Here is a 17,559-nt window from a genome sequence, read left to right as displayed (position 1 = left end):
GCAGGGAGCCCCGCTCCGCAATACCGAACTGAACCGTTGCGGGGGAAGAAGGCCCGGACATGCCGTCCGCCTTTTTTCCCCGCAACGTCGTTTTCCATCCCGAACCCAGGACGTACCATGCCCAGACCCGGTTTTTCCTTTCTCGTCTGCCCGGACAGCCGCCTTTTGCAGGCCCGTCTGGAAGCCCTCGTGAGCGCCCAGGGCGACAGCAGCCGCTGGGAACGGCACGTCCACTGGGGGGACGAGGAGCCTTCGCCGCGCTTCTGGGAACAGCTCACCCTCCAGGGGCTGTTCGGCACGCCGCGCCTGCTGGTGGTGCGTCAGGCCCATCTCTGGCCCGCCGCGGTCTGGAAAAAGATCTCTGCCGCCCTGGCCCGGCCCTCGGAACAGTGCTGGCCTTTCTTCTGCCTGGAAGTGGCCTGGGAAAAGGGCCAGCCCAAGATCCCGGCCCACATCGCCAAGCTGCGCTGCCTGGGCTTTGCCGATCAGCAGGGCTGGATCTGGCGCAGCGAAGGCCTGAGCGAGCGCAGCATCAAGAAATATGTCCGCGACCGCGCCCAGGCCCTGGGCATCCCCTTCGAGGCCGACGCCTTCGAACAGTTCTGCACCTCCGTGCCCCCCGATGCCCAGGCCGTGGAGAACGAACTGGAAAAGCTCCTGCTCCTGCGCCCGGCGGATGACGGGCAGGCCATGCCCTGGTCCGTCACCACGGACATGCTGGCCACCAGCTCCTGGGCCCCGGAATGCAATATCTTCGCCTGCATCCGCCATATGGAAGCCGGTAACCTGGCCGCTGTCTGGAAAGAGCTGGCCCGGGGCCGCAAGGACGTGGAAGGCCTGCTCTTCCCCCTGCTCTCCCTGCTGGCCCGCGAGTTCCGCCAGCTCTGGCAGGCCTGCGCGGGCGAGAAAGTCCGCTTCCATCCCTCCGAAGCCAATGCCAAGCAGCAGCTGGCACGCCGTCTGGGCCCCGCCGCCCTGGCCCGCTGCCTGGGCATGATCATGGACGCCGAGCTGGCCATCAAGAGCGGTCGCTGCACGCCTGAGCAAAGTCTGGACAAGCTGGCCACCGATCTTGTGGCCCTCTTCGCTGCTGCACGGCGCTAGATTTTTTTGGGGGGAAGGGACCCCCTTTTGCCGGCGCGAAAAAGGGGTCCCTTCCCCCAAGCCCCCCTCCTTCCGCAAACGCGCTTTTTTCTGGAACATTTTTGCATGACGGTCAGACCTTCGACTCAAAAGGGCGAAACCTTCCAAGAAGACATGTGACACGGCGCCAGCAATTCTTCGGACGCACTCTATCCCCAAAAATCACAAACGGCAGTCACTGGCCTCTCTGCCACAGGCAGTTGAGGGACTGCATCACAGCCCTTCCGGGTTTATGACTGGTCACGAAACCAAAGAGGACGCTCCCCGGGCGTCCTCTTTGGTTTCCAGTAAAGCGCGCGTCGGAGCGACCGAAGGCGACCGCAGGCCGTGCCCGTTGGCGACGAAGGAGCTTTACGGGCATCGACAACAGAGATGAGGGCTCCCCCTCCCCTCAATGAATCTCTTTTCTGCCCCTTGCGCTTGCCAAAAAGCATCTTACCTTATGACCGCAATGCCTGTATCCTCTGCCTCTCCCCATAGCGGCCACCGCAGCCGCCTGCGTCAGCGACTGGCTCGCGAGCCTCTGGCCGTGGCCGATTATGAGATCCTGGAACTGTTGCTGGGCTACGGGCAGCCGCGCAAGGATACCAAACCGCTGGCCCGGGAACTGCTGCTGCGTTTCCACAATATCCGCGGTGTGCTGGACGCTCCGCCGGAACAGCTGCTGGCCGTGCCGGGTTTCGGCCCCGGCCTGCTCTCCATGTGGCAGGTGCTGCACGAAGTGCTGGCCCGCCATGCGGCCGCGCCCCTGTTGCAGGGGGTGGAAGTGGCAACGCCCCAGGCCGTGGCCGAGATGGCCCGGGCCCGTCTGGCCGGCAGCCAGCAGGAAGAATGCTGGCTGGCCATGGTCAATGCGGGCAACCGCCTCGTGGCCTGGGAACGCCTGCGCCAGGGCAATGTGGAAAGCGTCCCCCTGCTGCCCCGCGATGTACTGGAGCCTGCCCTGCGCTACAAGGCCAGCGGCATCATCCTGGTGCACAACCATCCGGGCGGCCAGACCCGGCCCTCCCAGCCCGACCTCATCTTCACCAATACCGTGCGGGAGCTGGCCGTCAACATGGGGCTGCGTTTTCTGGACCATGTGATCGTCACCGATAATGGCTGCTACAGCATCTGCCAGTGCAGACACCTGTAAGCAGTCCGGGAGTATATATGTCTGATCAGAAAAAGAACGACCATCCGCTGGAGGACATGCTGTCCCAGTTGCAGGATGCCCTGAGCCAGGCGGTGGATGCCGCCGGACAGGACCAGGGGACGAGCGGCGACGAACAGGCGTCGGCCCCCGGCGAACAGCAGATTTCCGACCTGCTGCCGGTGCTGCCCGTTCGGGATGTCGTAGTGTTCAACTACATGATCCTGCCGCTGTTCATCGGTCGCGAAAAATCCGTCAAAGCCGTGGAGGCGGCCCTCAAGAAGGGCCGCCACCTGCTGGTCTGCACCCAGAAAGAAGAATCCACCGAAGATCCCGGCCCCAATGACCTCTACACTGCCGGTACGGTGGTGCAGGTCATGCGCATGCTCAAGATGCCCGACGGCCGCATCAAGATCCTGGTGCAGGGCGCCAGCCGGGCCAAGGTGGAAGGCTACCACCGTGTGGAGCCCTATCTGGAAGCCCGCATCACCGTCCTGCAGGAAGAGACGCCCCCGCGCGACGCCAAGATAGAAGCCCTGCTGCGCTCCGCCCGCGAGCAGAGCGAAAAGGTGCTCCAGCTGCGCGGCGTGGCCTCCCCGGACATCCTGGCCGTGCTCCAGGGCGTGGAGGAACCGGGCCGTCTGGCCGACCTCATCGCCGCCAACCTGCGCATGAAGACCGCCGAGGCCCAGCGCATCCTCGAAGCCGTGAACCCTGTGGAACGCCTGATGCTGGTCAACATCCAGCTCGAACGCGAGGTGGAAGTGGCCACCATGCAGGCCCACATCCAGAGCACGGCCCGCGAAGGTATGGACAAGGCGCAAAAGGAATACTTCCTGCGCGAACAGATCAAGGCCATCCGTCACGAGCTGGGCGATGCGGCCTCCGAAGGCGAAGAAGAGCTGGACGAGCTGCGCAAGGCCCTGGACAAGGCCGGTCTGCCCAAGGACGTGCGCAAGGAAGCCGACAAGCAGTTGCGCCGCCTGTCCGGCATGCACGCCGACTCCTCCGAGGCCAACGTGGTGCGCACCTATCTGGACTGGCTGGTGGAACTGCCGTGGAAGAAGCTTTCCCGCGACCGTCTGGACATCGCCCATGCCAAGGCCATCCTGGATGAGGACCACTACGGTCTGGACAAGATCAAGGACCGCATCCTGGAATTCCTCAGCGTGCGCAAGCTCAATCCCCAGTCCAAGGGGCCCATCCTCTGCTTCGCCGGCCCTCCAGGCGTGGGCAAGACCTCGCTGGGCCGCTCCATCGCGCGGGCCCTGGGCCGTCATTTCCAGCGCCTGTCCCTGGGCGGCATGCATGACGAGGCCGAGATCCGCGGCCACCGCCGCACCTATATCGGCGCCATGCCCGGCCGCATCATCCAGGCCATCAAGCAGGCCGGGACCCGCAACCCGGTCATCGTGCTGGACGAAGTGGACAAGCTGGGTTCCGATTTCCGGGGCGACCCCTCCTCCGCTCTGCTGGAAGTGCTGGACCCCGAACAGAACCATACCTTCAGCGACCACTATCTGAACGTGCCCTTCGACCTTTCCAAGGTCATGTTCCTGTGCACGGCCAACCATCTGGAGACCATCCCGGCTCCCCTGCGCGACCGCATGGAGGTCATCAGCCTGCCCGGCTACACCATGCAGGAAAAGGTGGAGATCGCCAAACGCCATCTGCTGCCCAAGAAGGTGACGGAAAACGGCCTGCGTGAAGGTGACGTCATCATGGATGATACCGCCCTTACCGCCGTCATCCGCGGCTATACCCGCGAAGCCGGCCTGCGCAACCTGGAACGGGAGTTGGGCTCCATCTGCCGCAAGCTGGCCCGCCAGCGTGCCGAAGGCAAGAAGGGCAGCTTCACCGTGGACAGCGCCGTGGTGGAAAAACTGCTGGGCGCGCCGCGCTTCATCGAAGACGAGAAGGACAAGCGCCTCATGCCCGGCATGGCTCTGGGCCTGGCCTGGACCCCGGCCGGCGGCGAAGTGCTGACCATCGAATGCGCCTGCATGAAGGGCAAGGGCAATCTGCAGCTTACGGGCCAGCTGGGCGACGTCATGAAGGAAAGCGCCCGCATCGCCATGAGCTACATCCGCAGCCGGGCCGACAGCCTGGGCATCGACGCGGACTTCAGCGATACGCAGGACATCCACATCCATGTGCCTGCCGGTGCCGTGCCCAAGGACGGCCCCTCCGCCGGTGTCACGCTGACCTCGGCCCTGATCTCGGCCCTGAGCGGCCGCATCGTGCGGGCCGATACCTGCATGACCGGCGAGATCACCCTGCAGGGCCGGGTGCTGCCCGTGGGCGGCATCAAGGAAAAGATCCTGGCCGGTGTGGCGCGCGGGCTCAAGCATGTCATCATCCCCAGCCAGAACGTCAAGGATCTGGAAGAGGTTCCCAAGGAACTGCTGAAAAAGATCAAGGTCCACCCCGCCCACACCTATGACGATGTGCTGGCGCTGGCTTTCGAGCCTGTCAAAAAGACGGCCGCGCGTGCCAAGAAAGCCGCTCCGGCCACGGAAAAGAAATAACGCTGCCGTCGCCCCTGCAAGGTGGTGACGCGGATGGCCCGGGACGACATGGCGTTGCCCCGGGCCTTTTTGCTTTGCCCAGCCGCACACAGGACAAGGATATGACCCTTCAGGAACTGCTGACCTCGCTGACCCGCGACCTGCATGCCGCAGGCACGGATGCCCCCGCGCTGGAGGCCCGCCTGCTGGCAGGCCATGTGCTGCACCTTGACCGCATCGGCCTGATGCTGGCCATGCCCTCCCCTGTGACGGAAGAGGCTGCCGCCGCCATCCGTGCTCTGACCGCCCGCCGCTGTGCCGGTGAACCGCTGGCCCACATCACCGGGCGGCGCGAGTTCTTCGGCCGCGATTTCGAGGTCAGCCCGCAGACCCTCATCCCCCGGCCGGAGACCGAACTGCTGCTGGAGATCGTGCTGCGGGAATGCGAAGGACACGGGGAAGTACGCTTTGCGGATCTGGGTACGGGCACGGGCTGCATCGGTATCACTCTGGCCCTGGAGCTGCCGCGCGGCCGGGGCCTGCTGCTGGAATACAGCGCCGGGGCCCTGCCCGTGGCCGCCCGCAACATCCGCAGTCTGCAGGCCGCGGACCGTCTGGCCCTGGTGCAGGGGGACATGTTCACGCCGCCGCTGTTGCCGGGCGGGCTGGACGTGCTGGTCAGCAACCCGCCCTATATCGCCGCCGCGGAAGAAGCCGAGGTCATGGCGGAAGTCCTGCATCACGAGCCGCACAGCGCGCTCTTTTCCGAGCAGGACGGTCTGCGCCACCTGCACGCCGTCATCCGTGCCGGACAGCAGGCCCTGAAACCGGGCGGGCTCATCGCCATGGAACACGGCTACCGCCAAGGCGAGGCCGTGCGCCGTCTGCTGATGGAGGCCGGTTACAGCGCGCCCCGCACCGAACAGGATCTGGCCGGTCTGGACCGCTGCACCTGGGCCCGCCGGGGCTGATCCGCCGGAAGAAGATCCATAAGGACAGGGGAGTCCCTGCCCTCCCGCATTGGCAGGGAACTGCCCAGGGGCACCACGGCTCCCCTAGCTGCTCACGCCGTCGCCGCCGCTAACGAGGCCTGCGATGTGTGCCGCCCGTGAGCTGTACGCATCTTGATAAAATTTTTTCGGCTCCTCTCCCCTGCAGCGATCCTGTACGGAAAGGACGGGCAGCCTTCCGGCACTCCGTATCTTCCGCCGGGCACGTCGCGCGCCGAGGCCGGGCACGGCGAAAAAAATTTCCCTCTTCCCGGCTAGGCCCGGAAGGCACTCTTTGCTATAGCAAGGCAAAGGTGTTCGTCATGGGAAGATACGCAGACCCCACGGAAAAAGCCATCCGCTGCCCGCTCAAGGGGCATCAGCGGCCCCTGCTGGCCTGTCTGGCCTGCCGGCATTTCCCCTGTCGCGCCATGACGGAAGAACGGCTGGCCCTGTTGCGCACATCGCCCTTTGTCCAGCTGGATACGAAAAACTCAAAACTGCTGCCACGGAGGCACGTCATGTATATTTTCAGGATGACTTCTGGAGAACTGCGGGACGCTCCCGAAGATTTCAGCCCCGATGCCCCGGACTTCGAACAGCTGGCCGATGTGGAAGAAGTGCTGGTCATCGGCAAGGTGCTGGTCAAGCAGTTGCGCCTGGTGGCCAAGCCCCGGGAAGAGCGCGACCGCATCCGGGAACAGCTCTCCACGCCCGATCTTCCCGAGGAAGTGGAAGAAGAAAAGCCCCGCCGCAGACGCCGCAGCAGCGTCCGGGACGAGGACTGATGCCCTTGGGGACTGCAGCCGTGCGGTCCCTTTTTATTTTTCCTTTGCTGATTTTCCTTTTCGGGATGCAGGTCAGCCTTTTCCATCACCGGGATCTGCCAGCCCTGTCCGCCTCCCCCTGCCCTGGCATGCCTTCCCTGACGGCGCTCTTCTTTACGGCGTCCGCCACTGCCGGGGCACGCGCCCTTCCGGCCCCTGATCCCGGTCTTTCCCGTCTCTGGCGGGCTGCATGTCCCTCTCCGGACCGCAAAAGCAAGGACGCTTCCACCCCTCATCCCGGGGCAGGGCTTTTTTCAGAAACGGCAGCCAACAAGCCGGCATCCGCATATTTTTTGCTCTCCACGGATGCTTGGGAAATGATTCTCAATTAATTCCGGCATGGACATTTTTCGCGTTACGGTTTAATGTCGTACATGCATAGATAAATTGACGACAACCATAGCGAACAACGACAGCGCCTCTGCCCGCCGGGCACAAGCATACCGGCATCCGGACCGGGCCCATCCCAAAGCGGGAAAAAGACGCGCTGTTTTTTTGCCCCTGTATGGATGCAGATCATTCATCCATACATGAATCTCGCGAAGGTTGCCGGGAACATGACACCATCATTCCATATTCGACATGCCTTGCCAGACGACGGACGGACACGGGGTTCTCCTGCCGGATGACATGCAGGCCGGATAGCCTGAGGGGGAAACCATGGAAGAATTGACGAAACTTGTCTCCAACATCAACAGCTTCATCTGGGGCATGTACTGCCTTATCCCGCTGCTGTGTGGTGTGGGCATATACTTCACCATCCGGCTGAAGTTCATCCAGGTCCGCAAGTTCGGACAGGCCGTGCGCATGCTCTTCGGTGACCTTTCCCTGAAGGGCAAACGCGCCGACAAGCACGGCATGAGCTCCTTCCAGTCCGTGGCCACCGCCATCGCCGCCCAGGTGGGTACCGGTAACCTGGCCGGTGCCGCCACCGCCATCGCCATGGGTGGTCCCGGCGCCATCTTCTGGATGTGGATCGCCGCCTTCTTCGGCATGGCCACCATCTTTGCCGAAGCCGTGCTGGCCCAGGTCTACCGCACCCGCGACGACGCCGGTCACATCACCGGCGGCCCCGCCTACTACATTTCCAAAGGTCTCGGCAGCCACAAGCTGGCCGTGTTCTTCTCGGTCTCCATCATCATCGCCCTGGGTTGCATCGGCAACATGGTGCAGTCCAACTCCATCGCCGACGCCTTCAAGACCGCTTTTGACGTGCCGCCCCTGGTCATGGGCCTGATCATCGCCGCCTGCGGTGCCTTCGTCTTCTTCGGCGGTATCGGCCGTATCGCTGCCGTGACCGAAAAGATGGTGCCCCTCATGGCCCTGCTGTATGTCATCGGTGGCCTGTTCGTGGTCCTCAGCAATGCCGACCAGATCATCCCCGCCTTCAAGATGATCTTTGTGGGCGCCTTCGATCCTTCGGCCGCCACCGGCGGTATCATCGGTGCCGGTGTCAAGGAAGCCATCCGCTACGGTGTGGCCCGCGGCCTGTTCTCCAACGAAGCCGGTATGGGTTCCACGCCTCACGCCCATGCCGTGGCCAAGGTGCAGTACCCCGCCCAGCAGGGCCTGATGGGTATCGTCAGCGTGTTCATCGATACCTTCGTCGTGCTCAACATGACCGCTCTGGTCATCTTCGTCACCGGCGCCCTGGACGGTACCACCACCGGTATCGCCCTGACCCAGAAGGCCTTCTCCACCGGTCTGGGTGCCTTTGGTATCAAGTTCGTGGCCATCTGCCTGCTGTTCTTCGCCTTCTCCACCATCGTGGGCTGGTATTTCTTCGGTGAGCAGAACGTCAAGTACCTGTTCGGTACCCGCGGCGTGACCCCCTACCGCGTGGTGGTGATGTGCTTCATCGTCATGGGTTCCCTGCTGCAGGTTAACCTGGTGTGGGAACTGGCCGACATGTTCAACGGCCTCATGGCCTTCCCCAACCTTATCGCCCTCATCGGTCTGGCCAAGGTCGTGAGCAAGGCCCTGGACGAATTCGAACAGGCCAACCTGGCTGACAACAAGTAGGGTCCCTGCCTGAAACAAAAAGTCCCCTGACCATCGTGGCCAGGGGACTTTTTTCATTTTTTTTCAAGGCCTCGCAGACAGCCGCAGGGCCATGCATCAGGGAAAAAAGCGTACGGGAATCAAAGCGTGGTCCCGATGCAGCCATCATGCTTTCAACATACTGCAACAAAAAACAGAAAAAACAAATGTAACACTACATAATAATGCCATTTATGGAATTTTTTTTCATCCATCGCACAGGATATTTTTATAAAATTAGATAAAAAATAAAAAATTTACTCATTCTTTTTCCGAATGTATTGCCTTTATGCAGTAAAAAATATCCCCTATATTCCCTGCTTGATTTCACACTATAATAATTATATGCATACCGGACATTTTTTGATTCTGACCGGCCCTGCCGGGCCGAAGCAAAATTTTTCTCCCACCATAGCTTCACGGAGGTATCGAAAATGGAGCTCATCTACACTGGCAAAACGAAGAACGTCTATGCCCTGGAAAACGGCAACTATCTGCTGAAGTTCAAAGATGACTGCACCGGCAAGGACGGCGTTTTCGATCCCGGCGAGAACTCCGTGGGCCTGACCATCGACGGCGTGGGCGACGTGAACCTGCGCATGTCCATCTACTTCTTCGAAAAGATCAATGCCGCCGGCATCAAGACCCACTATGTGAGCGCCAACCTGGCCGACACCACCATGGAAGTCCTGCCTGCCAAGCCCTTCGGCAAGGGCCTGGAAGTGATCTGCCGCCACAAGGCCGTGGGCAGCTTCATCCGCCGTTACGGTGATTACATCGAAGAAGGTGCCGACCTGCCCGCCTATGTGGAAACCACCTTCAAGAACGATGCCCTGGGCGATCCCCTAGTCACCAAGGACGCCCTGGTGGCCCTGGGCGTGATGACCGACAAGCAGTACGACGACATCAAGGACATGACCCAGAAGATCACCCAGATCGTGGCCGACGACCTGAAGGAAAAGGGCCTGGTCCTGTACGACATCAAGTTCGAATACGGCTATGACGCCGACGGCAAGGTCATCCTCATCGACGAGATCGCCTCCGGCAACATGCGCGTCTACAAGGACGGCAAGTACATCGATCCCATGACCCTGTCCAAGATGTTCTTTGCCTAATCGGCAAGGACCTCCCCGCCGCGGCCTGACGGGCTGACGGCATCCGCCTGCAAGGCTCGCCCGGTATGGAATGCTCCGTACCGGGCTTTTTTTGCGCCCGGCTCTTTCTTCCGACCGGCGTACAGGCAGAGTCCCCCCTCTGCTTCCTGCAGGCCCGGCATAATGGGCATACGTCGGGCCCCCAGCCTCCTTCCTCGCCCCAATCCTTCCTCTTTTTTTGCAAATTTTTTCCCCCAGAGCGTGAAAAAGACGGTGACAGTGCCGACCAGATTCATGAAGGCGGGAGATACGCGGCACAGACCACGCCACGGGCACGGCCGCGATGCTCCCCCTGCTCCGGCCGCTGACACGACAGGTCGTTCCCTGTCACAGCGGCTGGAGCACAGGGAAAAGAAAAAATCTTCCCCAGAGCGTGAAAAAGACGGCGACAGTGCCGAACAAATTGATGAAGGCGGGAGACACGCGGCACAGACCACGCCACGGGCACGGCCGCGATGCTCCCCCTGCTCCGGCCGCTGACACGGCAGGTTGTTCCCTGCCACAGCGGCTGGAGCACAGGGAAAAGAAAAAATTTTCCTCAGAGCGTGAAAAAGCTGGCGACAGTGCCGAACAGATTCATGAAGGCAGGAGATACGCGGCACAGGCCACGATCGTAAGCGCCTTCCCTTTCGGGGCTCCTACATGCACCGGGCCGGAATCCCATGCTACGCCCCATCACCCTCTTACCCAGGAGTGCTCATGGAACGAGTCACAGTCTTCCTCGATCTGGCCAACATCGAAGCGTCCGCCCCCGGACGTGTGGATTACAAAGCCCTGCACCGCTACCTCGGCGAAGGCCGTTATCTGCAGGAAGCCTACGCCTATGTGCCGGTGGATCCCCGCCTCCCCCAGGGACGTGACGGCCTCATCAATCACCTGCAGCAAAGTGGCTGGATGGTCCATACCAAGATGGGCAAGCCCGCGGGCACGTCCTACAAGGCCAACGTGGATGTGGAGATGACCATCGACATGATTCAGTGCGCCGAGATCATACGCCCCGACATCCTGGTGCTCTGCTCCGGCGACGGCGATTTTCTACCGCTCATTCGCTTCATGCGCCAGCGCGGCGTGCGCATCGAGGTGGCGGCCTTTCAGCGGGCGGCCTCCCGCGAAGTCAGGAACGAATCCAGCGGCTTCATCGACCTCGACTACTGGTATGCCGAATGCGGCCGCCAATTCCTGCAACGGACGCCTGACTCCCCCGTGCATCAAGGGGCCCCCTTCCCGCACCAAGCAGGCCACACAGGGACGAATCCGTATCTCAACAACGCTGATTATGCCTTTTTGCGCAGGCCTGTGTAGCGGCACCGCCTGCAACCGTATCCTTATGCCCCGGGGCCTGTCCGCAGCTGGCCCCGCCTATCACCCTGAACTTTGGAGAAGTGCTCATGAACATTCCTTCCGCTAACGCGTTCACTCAGACTCAGGCCCAGCCCCAGTACCAGCAGCCCTGCACCGAAGACTTCGTCATCATCAACGGCCGCCGCGTGGCCTGCGGCGCAGGCCTTTCCGGACAGGAAATCATCAATCAGATCGGCAACTCCTACGGCCGCCGCGTGGTCAAGGTCTCTGGCGGTTATGTCCAGAAGATCGATCCGCGCCGCCACTACGCTCCCCACGAGCTCAAGGACAAGTATGGCCGTCCGGTGAAGATCAAGACCATGCCCGAGCGCACCAAGGGCGGCTTCTTCGACTTCATCGGCCTGGGCCAGCGCCCGCAGGCCCAGGCGCCCATCTCCACGCCCCAGGGCATCTTCGAAGGACGCCGCACCCCCACCTCCCGCCAGATCATCACCGAGCAGGTCATCGACGTGGCCCGCAACTACTTCAAGAGCCCGGTGAGCTTTGACGAGGAGAACGCGAACTGGGTCGTCTTTCCTCAGTTCCGCCTGCCCCGGGGCTGGAGCCAGGCCACGACGCCCCTGCTGATCAACTTTCCCCGGGACTACCCTGCGCTGCCGCCCATCGGCTTCTACCTGCCCAGCAACCTGCCCTCTCCCCACGGGCACAAGTTCGGCCGGACCTACCACAACGCCAGCAGCGCCCCTCTGCTGAAGGAATGGGACTGGTACTGCTGCTACATCACCCCCGGAGGATGGCAGCCCGCGCCCCTGAATTCCCGCAACGGCTGGCGGGATGGCGACAGTCTCTGGACGTACCTGACGCTGATCAACGAAGTCCTTGCTTCCAACGACTAATCGAGGAGACCTCATGGAGAACATCATCCCCCCCGATTTTCCTACCGCGGCACTCGCCGACACTAGAAGCGCAGCCGCTGATGTGACTCCCCCCTGTGCTCCGTCTTCCTGCGAAGACCGGGCCCAGGCCGCATCCACTACAGTACCCGCCGGAATGACGGATGCGCCCGCACCGGACACGCACGGCACGTCCTGGCCCGTCCCCGAGATCCGCTTTCCCCAGGGCCTGCTCCGCTACCTGCACGACTCGCTGCTGAGCGACACCCGCGAAGAGCACTTTGCCCTGCTGCTGGCGCGGCGCGAACAAAGCCCGGCAGGCCAGGTTATCCTGGTGGTGGAGGAGGCCCAGCTGCCTGGTAAGGGAGATATCGAATCCTCCGCGCGCTTCCATGTCCGCCCCTCGCGTGCCTTCATCGCCTCGGTACTGGCCGAGGTGCAGGCCCGCCCCGACGTGGACTGCATCGTGGACGTGCACACCCATCCCTTTGCGGCCCGGGGGCACTTTTCCGGGGTGGATGACGAGGACGAGCGTACCTTCTGCCGCTGCCTCACCGAGGAGGTGGACGAGCGCATCCACTACGCCAGCATCGTGCTCGGGACCACCTCCTGCTCGGCCCGTCTCTGGCATATGGCGGATGGTGCCGCCATCTGCACCCCGGCTCGCGTCAAGGCGCAGGCCGCCCTGGAGACCATCCCCTGCGAAGGGTTCCAGACCAGTGCCGTGCCTTGCGAGATGCTGGCACGGGCCGAGCTGGCCCTTGGAGTGGACACGCTGCGCCGCATGACCGCCGACCAGCGCATCGTCCTGGCAGGGGCAGGGGGCATCGGCTCCGTCCTGGCCGAAATGCTGGCGCGCTCCGGTTTCACCCGCATCGGACTCATCGATGATGATCTGCTCGAGGTCACCAACCTGAACCGCTTCGCGGGCGGCTACCACGAGGACGTGGGCAAGCCCAAGGTGGAGGTCATCGCACGTCATCTGGAGCGCATCCGCCCCGGCATCGAAGTCACGGCCCTGCAACAGCGGGTGGACAGCCCGGAAGCAGAAAGCCTCATGGCCGCCGCCGACTGGGTGCTCCTTTCCACGGACAGCCACAGCAGCCGCCATACGGTGCAGCAGACCTGCCTCAAGTACGCCGTGCCGCTCATCTCCGCCGGGGTGAACATCAGCGTGGAAAAGGACGATGCGGGCCGGCCGCACATCACGGACCAAAGCGGCGAGGTCATCGTCATCCGCTACGGCGACGGCTTCTGCCTGGGCTGCCTGGGACGCATCGCGCCCGCCAGGGTGGCCGCCGAGAGCCATCCCGATCCGGCAGTGCGGCAGGGGCTCGTGGAGCGGGGCTACGTCCAGGGCATGGACGTGAAGGAACCCGCCGTCATGCCTCTCAACGCCGTGGTGGCCGCCCAAACCGTGCAGGCCCTCATGGACCAGTACCGTGAAGACGCGGCCCATGAGCCCATCACCGTGTACGAAAGCCATAACGGAGGCCGCATGTATGCGGACTGGGACAGCCTGGCGGACCTGCCCTGGCACTGCTTCTCCTGCGGACGGGACCTGAGCAGGGATGATGAGGAGGAGGACGCGGAAGAGGCATCCTCCCGGCAGGGCACGGAGCCCGGCGGAGAGGAAGTCTCCCAACTGGCAGACAACGGGGATGACGGCATCCCCCGCGCGGCAGGAGGCACGGGCATGGACGCCTGCCCGCAGGAAGACCGGCAGGAAGCGGAAGAAGGGCCCGGCATGTTCGCGAATGCGGATGAGGCGATGGACGAAGACGTACCGGATGCCGTGCCCGCATCCGGAGGGACAGCGGCCCCCCACCGTGACTTTCCCAGCCTCCTGCGCGCTGATGACGCTCCGTCCGGGGACCTCCGGGACTGATCCTTCCGGCGCCGCGGCACACACATCCTGAGATCCGTCACGTCCTTCCCCCTGTTGAGGGCCCTTGCGGGCCCTCCTTCTAACCATCCAACACCAGGGTACTTCCATGACTATCGAACAGATTCTCCAGCTCCTCCAGGCCGAAGGCTATCTGCCCCGTCTCGACGACGGCGACGTCGTCTTCAAGGCGCAAGGCAGGCATGTCTTTGCCTCTGCCCAAGAGAATGACCCCGACTTCATGCGCTTTTTCCTCGATCTCTACATCGATGCCGGGGAAACGTCCGAATCCGTCCTGCTCCAGGCCGCCAATCACGTCCAGCGCAAGCTGAAATGCGTGAAGGCCATGCTGCTCCGCAGCAATGAAGAAGGCTTCGTTGTCCGCTTCTCCGTGGAACTCTTCACGGATATGGATGTCCTTTCGCGCTGCGCCACACGCTGCATCGACATCCTCTGCACGGCTGCCAACGTGGTCGATGACGCCGTAGCCAGCAACGGGCAGGGCTAAGGCCCCCAGCCGTCGGACCAGGACAGATGGGCAAGGGGCAAGGCCGGAACGATGCCGCCCCTTCGCGCCCTGTCGCATCACCCCAGGCCTCCGACTCTGCCTCTCCCTTTTTGCAAAAATTTTTCCAGCTCCGTGGAAATTCCGCCACCAGCGCCGAACAACCTCATGAAGGCGGGAGACATGCGGCACAGACCGCGCCACGGGCGGCCGCTGCTATGCTCCCCTTGCTCCGCCCGCCGGGACAGCCCTCTCTCCTCTGTCCCGGCGAACGAAGCCCGGGGAAAATCTCTCCGGGCGTGAAAAAGACGCCGACCAGCTCCGGTACGCCCGGCTGCCCGCCTCTCGCCGAAGAATCATGCGGACCTCTCTTTAAACATCCAACACGAGGAGACTTTCATGACTATCGAACAAATTTTCCAGCTCCTCCAGGCCGAAGGTTACCTGCCCCGCCTCGACGACGACGGCGACATCGTCTTCAAGGCACAGGGAAGGCATGTCTTTGCCTCTGCCCAAGAGGATGACCCCGACTTCATGCGTTTCTTTCTCGACCTCTACATCGATGCCGGAGAAACGTCCAAAGCCGCGCTGCTCCAGGCTGCCAATCATGCCCAGCGCAAGCTGAAATGCGTGAAGTCCATGCTGCTCCGCAGCGACGAGGATGGATTCCTGATCCGCCTTTCCGTGGAACAGTTCACGGACATGGATGTCCTTTCGCGCTGCGCCACACGCTGTATCGACATCCTTTGTACGGCTGCCCACTCGGTGCAGAAAAGCATCACCAACGACGAATAGGACTGATGCTCTCCCCAGCCGCCTGTTCCGGACAGGCGGCTGACCGAAAGAGACGGGAGCGGTGCCGCGGTCTTCTTTATTGGTACCGCTTTCTGTCGTCCCCCTTCCTTCGCCCTGCTTCACGCGGAAGTCGCTCAAGAATGCCGGGGCAGACTTTGCCCCGGTCACACAGCGCACGGATAACACTTTCCGCAGGGCTGGTCTTTGCCACTCCGAACGGCCCAAAACGTGTTGACGCCACGGAGCGTTCCGCTCCTGACGTCGGCTCCCCCTTCAGCAGCAGGAGGAACGTTCCATGACGACCGCACAGTTCCAACAGATCCTTCTGGCCCAAGGCTACAATGCCCGAATCGATGACGACGGCGATATCGTTTTTGAAGCCCGGAATGGACCGGTCTATGCCACCGTTCTGGAGCAGGATCCGGCCTTCGTTACTTTTTTCCTCGATGTCCAGATCCATGCCGACGAGGGGTCTCAAACTGTCCTGCTCCAGGGGTGCAATTTCATCCAGTACGTCCTGAAAGGGGTGAAATGCCTGCTGCTCCGGCAGGACGAAGAAGGCTATCTCATACGCATGACCATCGAATGCTTTGCTGATGCCGATCTCCTCAGCCGCTGCACCACACGCTCTGTCGACAGTCTTTGCGAGGCCGCTACCATACTGGTAGATGCTGTGGAGAGAGCTGCGCCCCTGCTTCCTCACGCGAACTGATAGCAGCGCTCATACCGGGACCGGCCCGGTAGCCTCCGGCTGCATGGAGCCGAGAATTGCTTCTCTCAACGTATTCCTGCAGATACGCATAGCGTGGCCTCCCCGACCGCACGGATAAGTTGCGAAAAATATTTCCCCAACGTATTTTAAGAGATTTTAAAAATAGTTTTCCGCTTCGGCAAAAATCCGCACAGGGCTCCTCGTGGCCCCCAAAACAAAAAAGCCCTCACGGAGATTTCCGTAAGGGCTTTTTGCTTTTTCCTGGAGCTGGTGAAGGGGCTTGAACCCATAACCTGCAGATTACAAATCAGACGGTTTACGTTACATCGAATTACGTCATTTTTTATTTATACATATTTTCAATATGTTAATGTTTTATTGAGTTAGCCATGATTCCATGCTATTCCCGTTTTTGTGGAACCCCAAAGAGAAAATCAGCGGGCGACCGGGAAAGGATCAGCAGGCATGGAGGCTGCGATGAAGCTGACAAAACGATCTGTTGAAGGACTGGCTGTCACAGGCAAGCGATATGAGGTACGGGATGATCTGTTGCCGGGCTTTCTGGTGCGCGTCGGCGTCACCGGGGAGAAGACCTTCTATCTCATGTACCGTGCCGGCAAGGGGCGCGCCGCTACTAAGCGCCGCCTTGCCCTGGGGGCCTTCCCGGCCGTCACTGCGGATCAGGCCCGGGCGCTGGCCAGGGAAAAGCTCGCCCAGATCACGCTGGGCGAAGATCCTGCTGCGACCTTGCGGGAAGAAAAAGGTACCCGCTCCCTGGCAGCTGTCCTGGAGCAGTTCTTTACCGAGCATGTAGAGCCCAAACTCAAGCCCGGTACCGTACGCAACTACAGGCAGCAGGCGGAGAGGCATATCCTGCCCGAACTCGGCCGGCTCAAGATCACGGAAGTCACGGCCCGGCATGTGAGCAGGCTCCACCACAAATTGCAGGCTACCCCCTACCAGGCCAACCGGGTACTGGCCCTGCTCTCCAAATTCTTCAACTGGTGCGAAATCACAGGCTATCGGGACAGGGGGAGCAATCCCACCTTTGGTCTTGAGCGTTACAAGGAACAAAAACGGACGGTCTTCATGGGCCGTCAGGAGGTGGAAGCCCTTGGAGCGAGCATTGCCCGCATGGAAGCATGCGGCGATCTGTCTCCCGTCGTCGCGGCGGTGTTCAAGGTTCTTTTGTTCACCGGTGCCCGCTCCGGCGAAGTGACGACGCTCAAATGGAGCTATCTCGATATGGAGCATGGCCTTGCCCATCTGCCGGACAGCAAGACCGGCGCCAAGACCATCCACCTCCCTGCGGCGGCCCGGGAGGTGCTGGATGCCCTTCCCCGCATCAATGAATACTGTTTCCCCGGCAAATACGAGCGGGGCCACATCGTGAACATCAAAGATCCGTGGCGGCGCCTCCTCGTCCATGCCGGTCTCCCGGGCTGGCGCATCCACGACCTGCGCCATGCCTTCGCCTCATACGCGGCCAATAGCGGCCAGGCCTTGCCCATCATTGGCAAGATGCTGGGCCATAGTCAGGCTGCAACCACGGCCCGCTATGCCCATGTGGCAGAAAATCCCGTGGCCCGTGCAGCGGAAGAAACAGCACGGCAGATACAGAAGGACCTGAGTGCGGGCATGATCCTGCCCTCTGGAAAAACAACGAGATAACGCC

Annotated in this window: 14 protein-coding genes; all 14 read left to right on the top strand. The window is 62.0% G+C overall.

Annotated elements, in window-relative coordinates; translation table 11 throughout:
• The first annotated feature begins 117 nt into the window (after nt 1-117).
• The 14 genes from holA to ACQRBR_RS03965 all read left to right on the top strand — a co-directional run bounded on the left by holA (nt 118) and on the right by ACQRBR_RS03965 (nt 17,555).
• Complete coding sequence (gene holA, locus ACQRBR_RS04030; protein WP_204673814.1) at nt 118-1,104, top strand: DNA polymerase III subunit delta; 987 nt, start codon at nt 118-120, stop codon at nt 1,102-1,104.
• Between the two features lie 481 nt (nt 1,105-1,585).
• On the top strand, nt 1,586-2,278 hold the full coding sequence (locus tag ACQRBR_RS04025) for a JAB domain-containing protein (RefSeq protein ID WP_300705909.1): 693 nt from the start codon (nt 1,586-1,588) through the stop codon (nt 2,276-2,278).
• Between the two features lie 56 nt (nt 2,279-2,334).
• Entirely contained in the window at nt 2,335-4,803 is a 2,469-nt protein-coding gene (lon, locus tag ACQRBR_RS04020; RefSeq protein WP_427812487.1) for an endopeptidase La, read from the top strand.
• A 101-nt stretch (nt 4,804-4,904) separates the two neighbouring features.
• Nucleotides 4,905-5,753, top strand: coding sequence for a peptide chain release factor N(5)-glutamine methyltransferase (gene prmC, locus ACQRBR_RS04015; RefSeq protein ID WP_427812371.1), 849 nt, complete (start codon nt 4,905-4,907; stop codon nt 5,751-5,753).
• 341 nt (nt 5,754-6,094) lie between these two features.
• On the top strand, nt 6,095-6,559 hold the full coding sequence (locus ACQRBR_RS04010) for a hypothetical protein (RefSeq protein ID WP_168935431.1): 465 nt from the start codon (nt 6,095-6,097) through the stop codon (nt 6,557-6,559).
• Between the two features lie 699 nt (nt 6,560-7,258).
• Entirely contained in the window at nt 7,259-8,620 is a 1,362-nt protein-coding gene (locus ACQRBR_RS04005; RefSeq protein WP_006003804.1) for an alanine/glycine:cation symporter family protein, read from the top strand.
• Nucleotides 8,621-9,072: 452 nt separating this feature from the next.
• Nucleotides 9,073-9,753: a phosphoribosylaminoimidazolesuccinocarboxamide synthase gene (locus tag ACQRBR_RS04000; RefSeq protein WP_006003800.1), complete on the top strand. Its 681-nt coding sequence runs from the start codon at nt 9,073-9,075 to the stop codon at nt 9,751-9,753.
• Between the two features lie 738 nt (nt 9,754-10,491).
• The gene (locus ACQRBR_RS03995) at nt 10,492-11,094 is read left to right on the top strand and encodes an NYN domain-containing protein (protein ID WP_427812370.1); all 603 of its coding nucleotides are present in this window, start codon (nt 10,492-10,494) and stop codon (nt 11,092-11,094) included.
• A gap of 86 nt (nt 11,095-11,180) precedes the next feature.
• Nucleotides 11,181-11,990 (top strand): E2/UBC family protein, encoded by an 810-nt coding sequence (locus ACQRBR_RS03990; protein ID WP_303881140.1) that lies wholly within the window; start codon nt 11,181-11,183, stop codon nt 11,988-11,990.
• A gap of 13 nt (nt 11,991-12,003) precedes the next feature.
• A complete protein-coding gene (locus tag ACQRBR_RS03985) occupies nt 12,004-13,875 on the top strand; it encodes a ThiF family adenylyltransferase (protein ID WP_427812369.1) in 1,872 nt (623 codons plus the stop codon).
• A 106-nt stretch (nt 13,876-13,981) separates the two neighbouring features.
• Nucleotides 13,982-14,380 (top strand): hypothetical protein, encoded by a 399-nt coding sequence (locus ACQRBR_RS03980; RefSeq protein WP_427812368.1) that lies wholly within the window; start codon nt 13,982-13,984, stop codon nt 14,378-14,380.
• 396 nt (nt 14,381-14,776) lie between these two features.
• Nucleotides 14,777-15,172 (top strand): YbjN domain-containing protein, encoded by a 396-nt coding sequence (locus ACQRBR_RS03975; protein WP_427812367.1) that lies wholly within the window; start codon nt 14,777-14,779, stop codon nt 15,170-15,172.
• Nucleotides 15,173-15,467: 295 nt separating this feature from the next.
• Complete coding sequence (locus tag ACQRBR_RS03970; protein ID WP_427812366.1) at nt 15,468-15,884, top strand: hypothetical protein; 417 nt, start codon at nt 15,468-15,470, stop codon at nt 15,882-15,884.
• A 477-nt stretch (nt 15,885-16,361) separates the two neighbouring features.
• Entirely contained in the window at nt 16,362-17,555 is a 1,194-nt protein-coding gene (locus ACQRBR_RS03965) for a tyrosine-type recombinase/integrase (RefSeq protein WP_427812365.1), read from the top strand.
• Nucleotides 17,556-17,559: the final 4 nt, after the last annotated feature.

Source organism: Desulfovibrio sp. SGI.133 (assembly GCF_050313955.1).
Classification (GTDB): Bacteria; Desulfobacterota; Desulfovibrionia; order Desulfovibrionales; family Desulfovibrionaceae; genus Desulfovibrio.
This window is presented reverse-complemented; position numbering and strand designations above follow the sequence as displayed.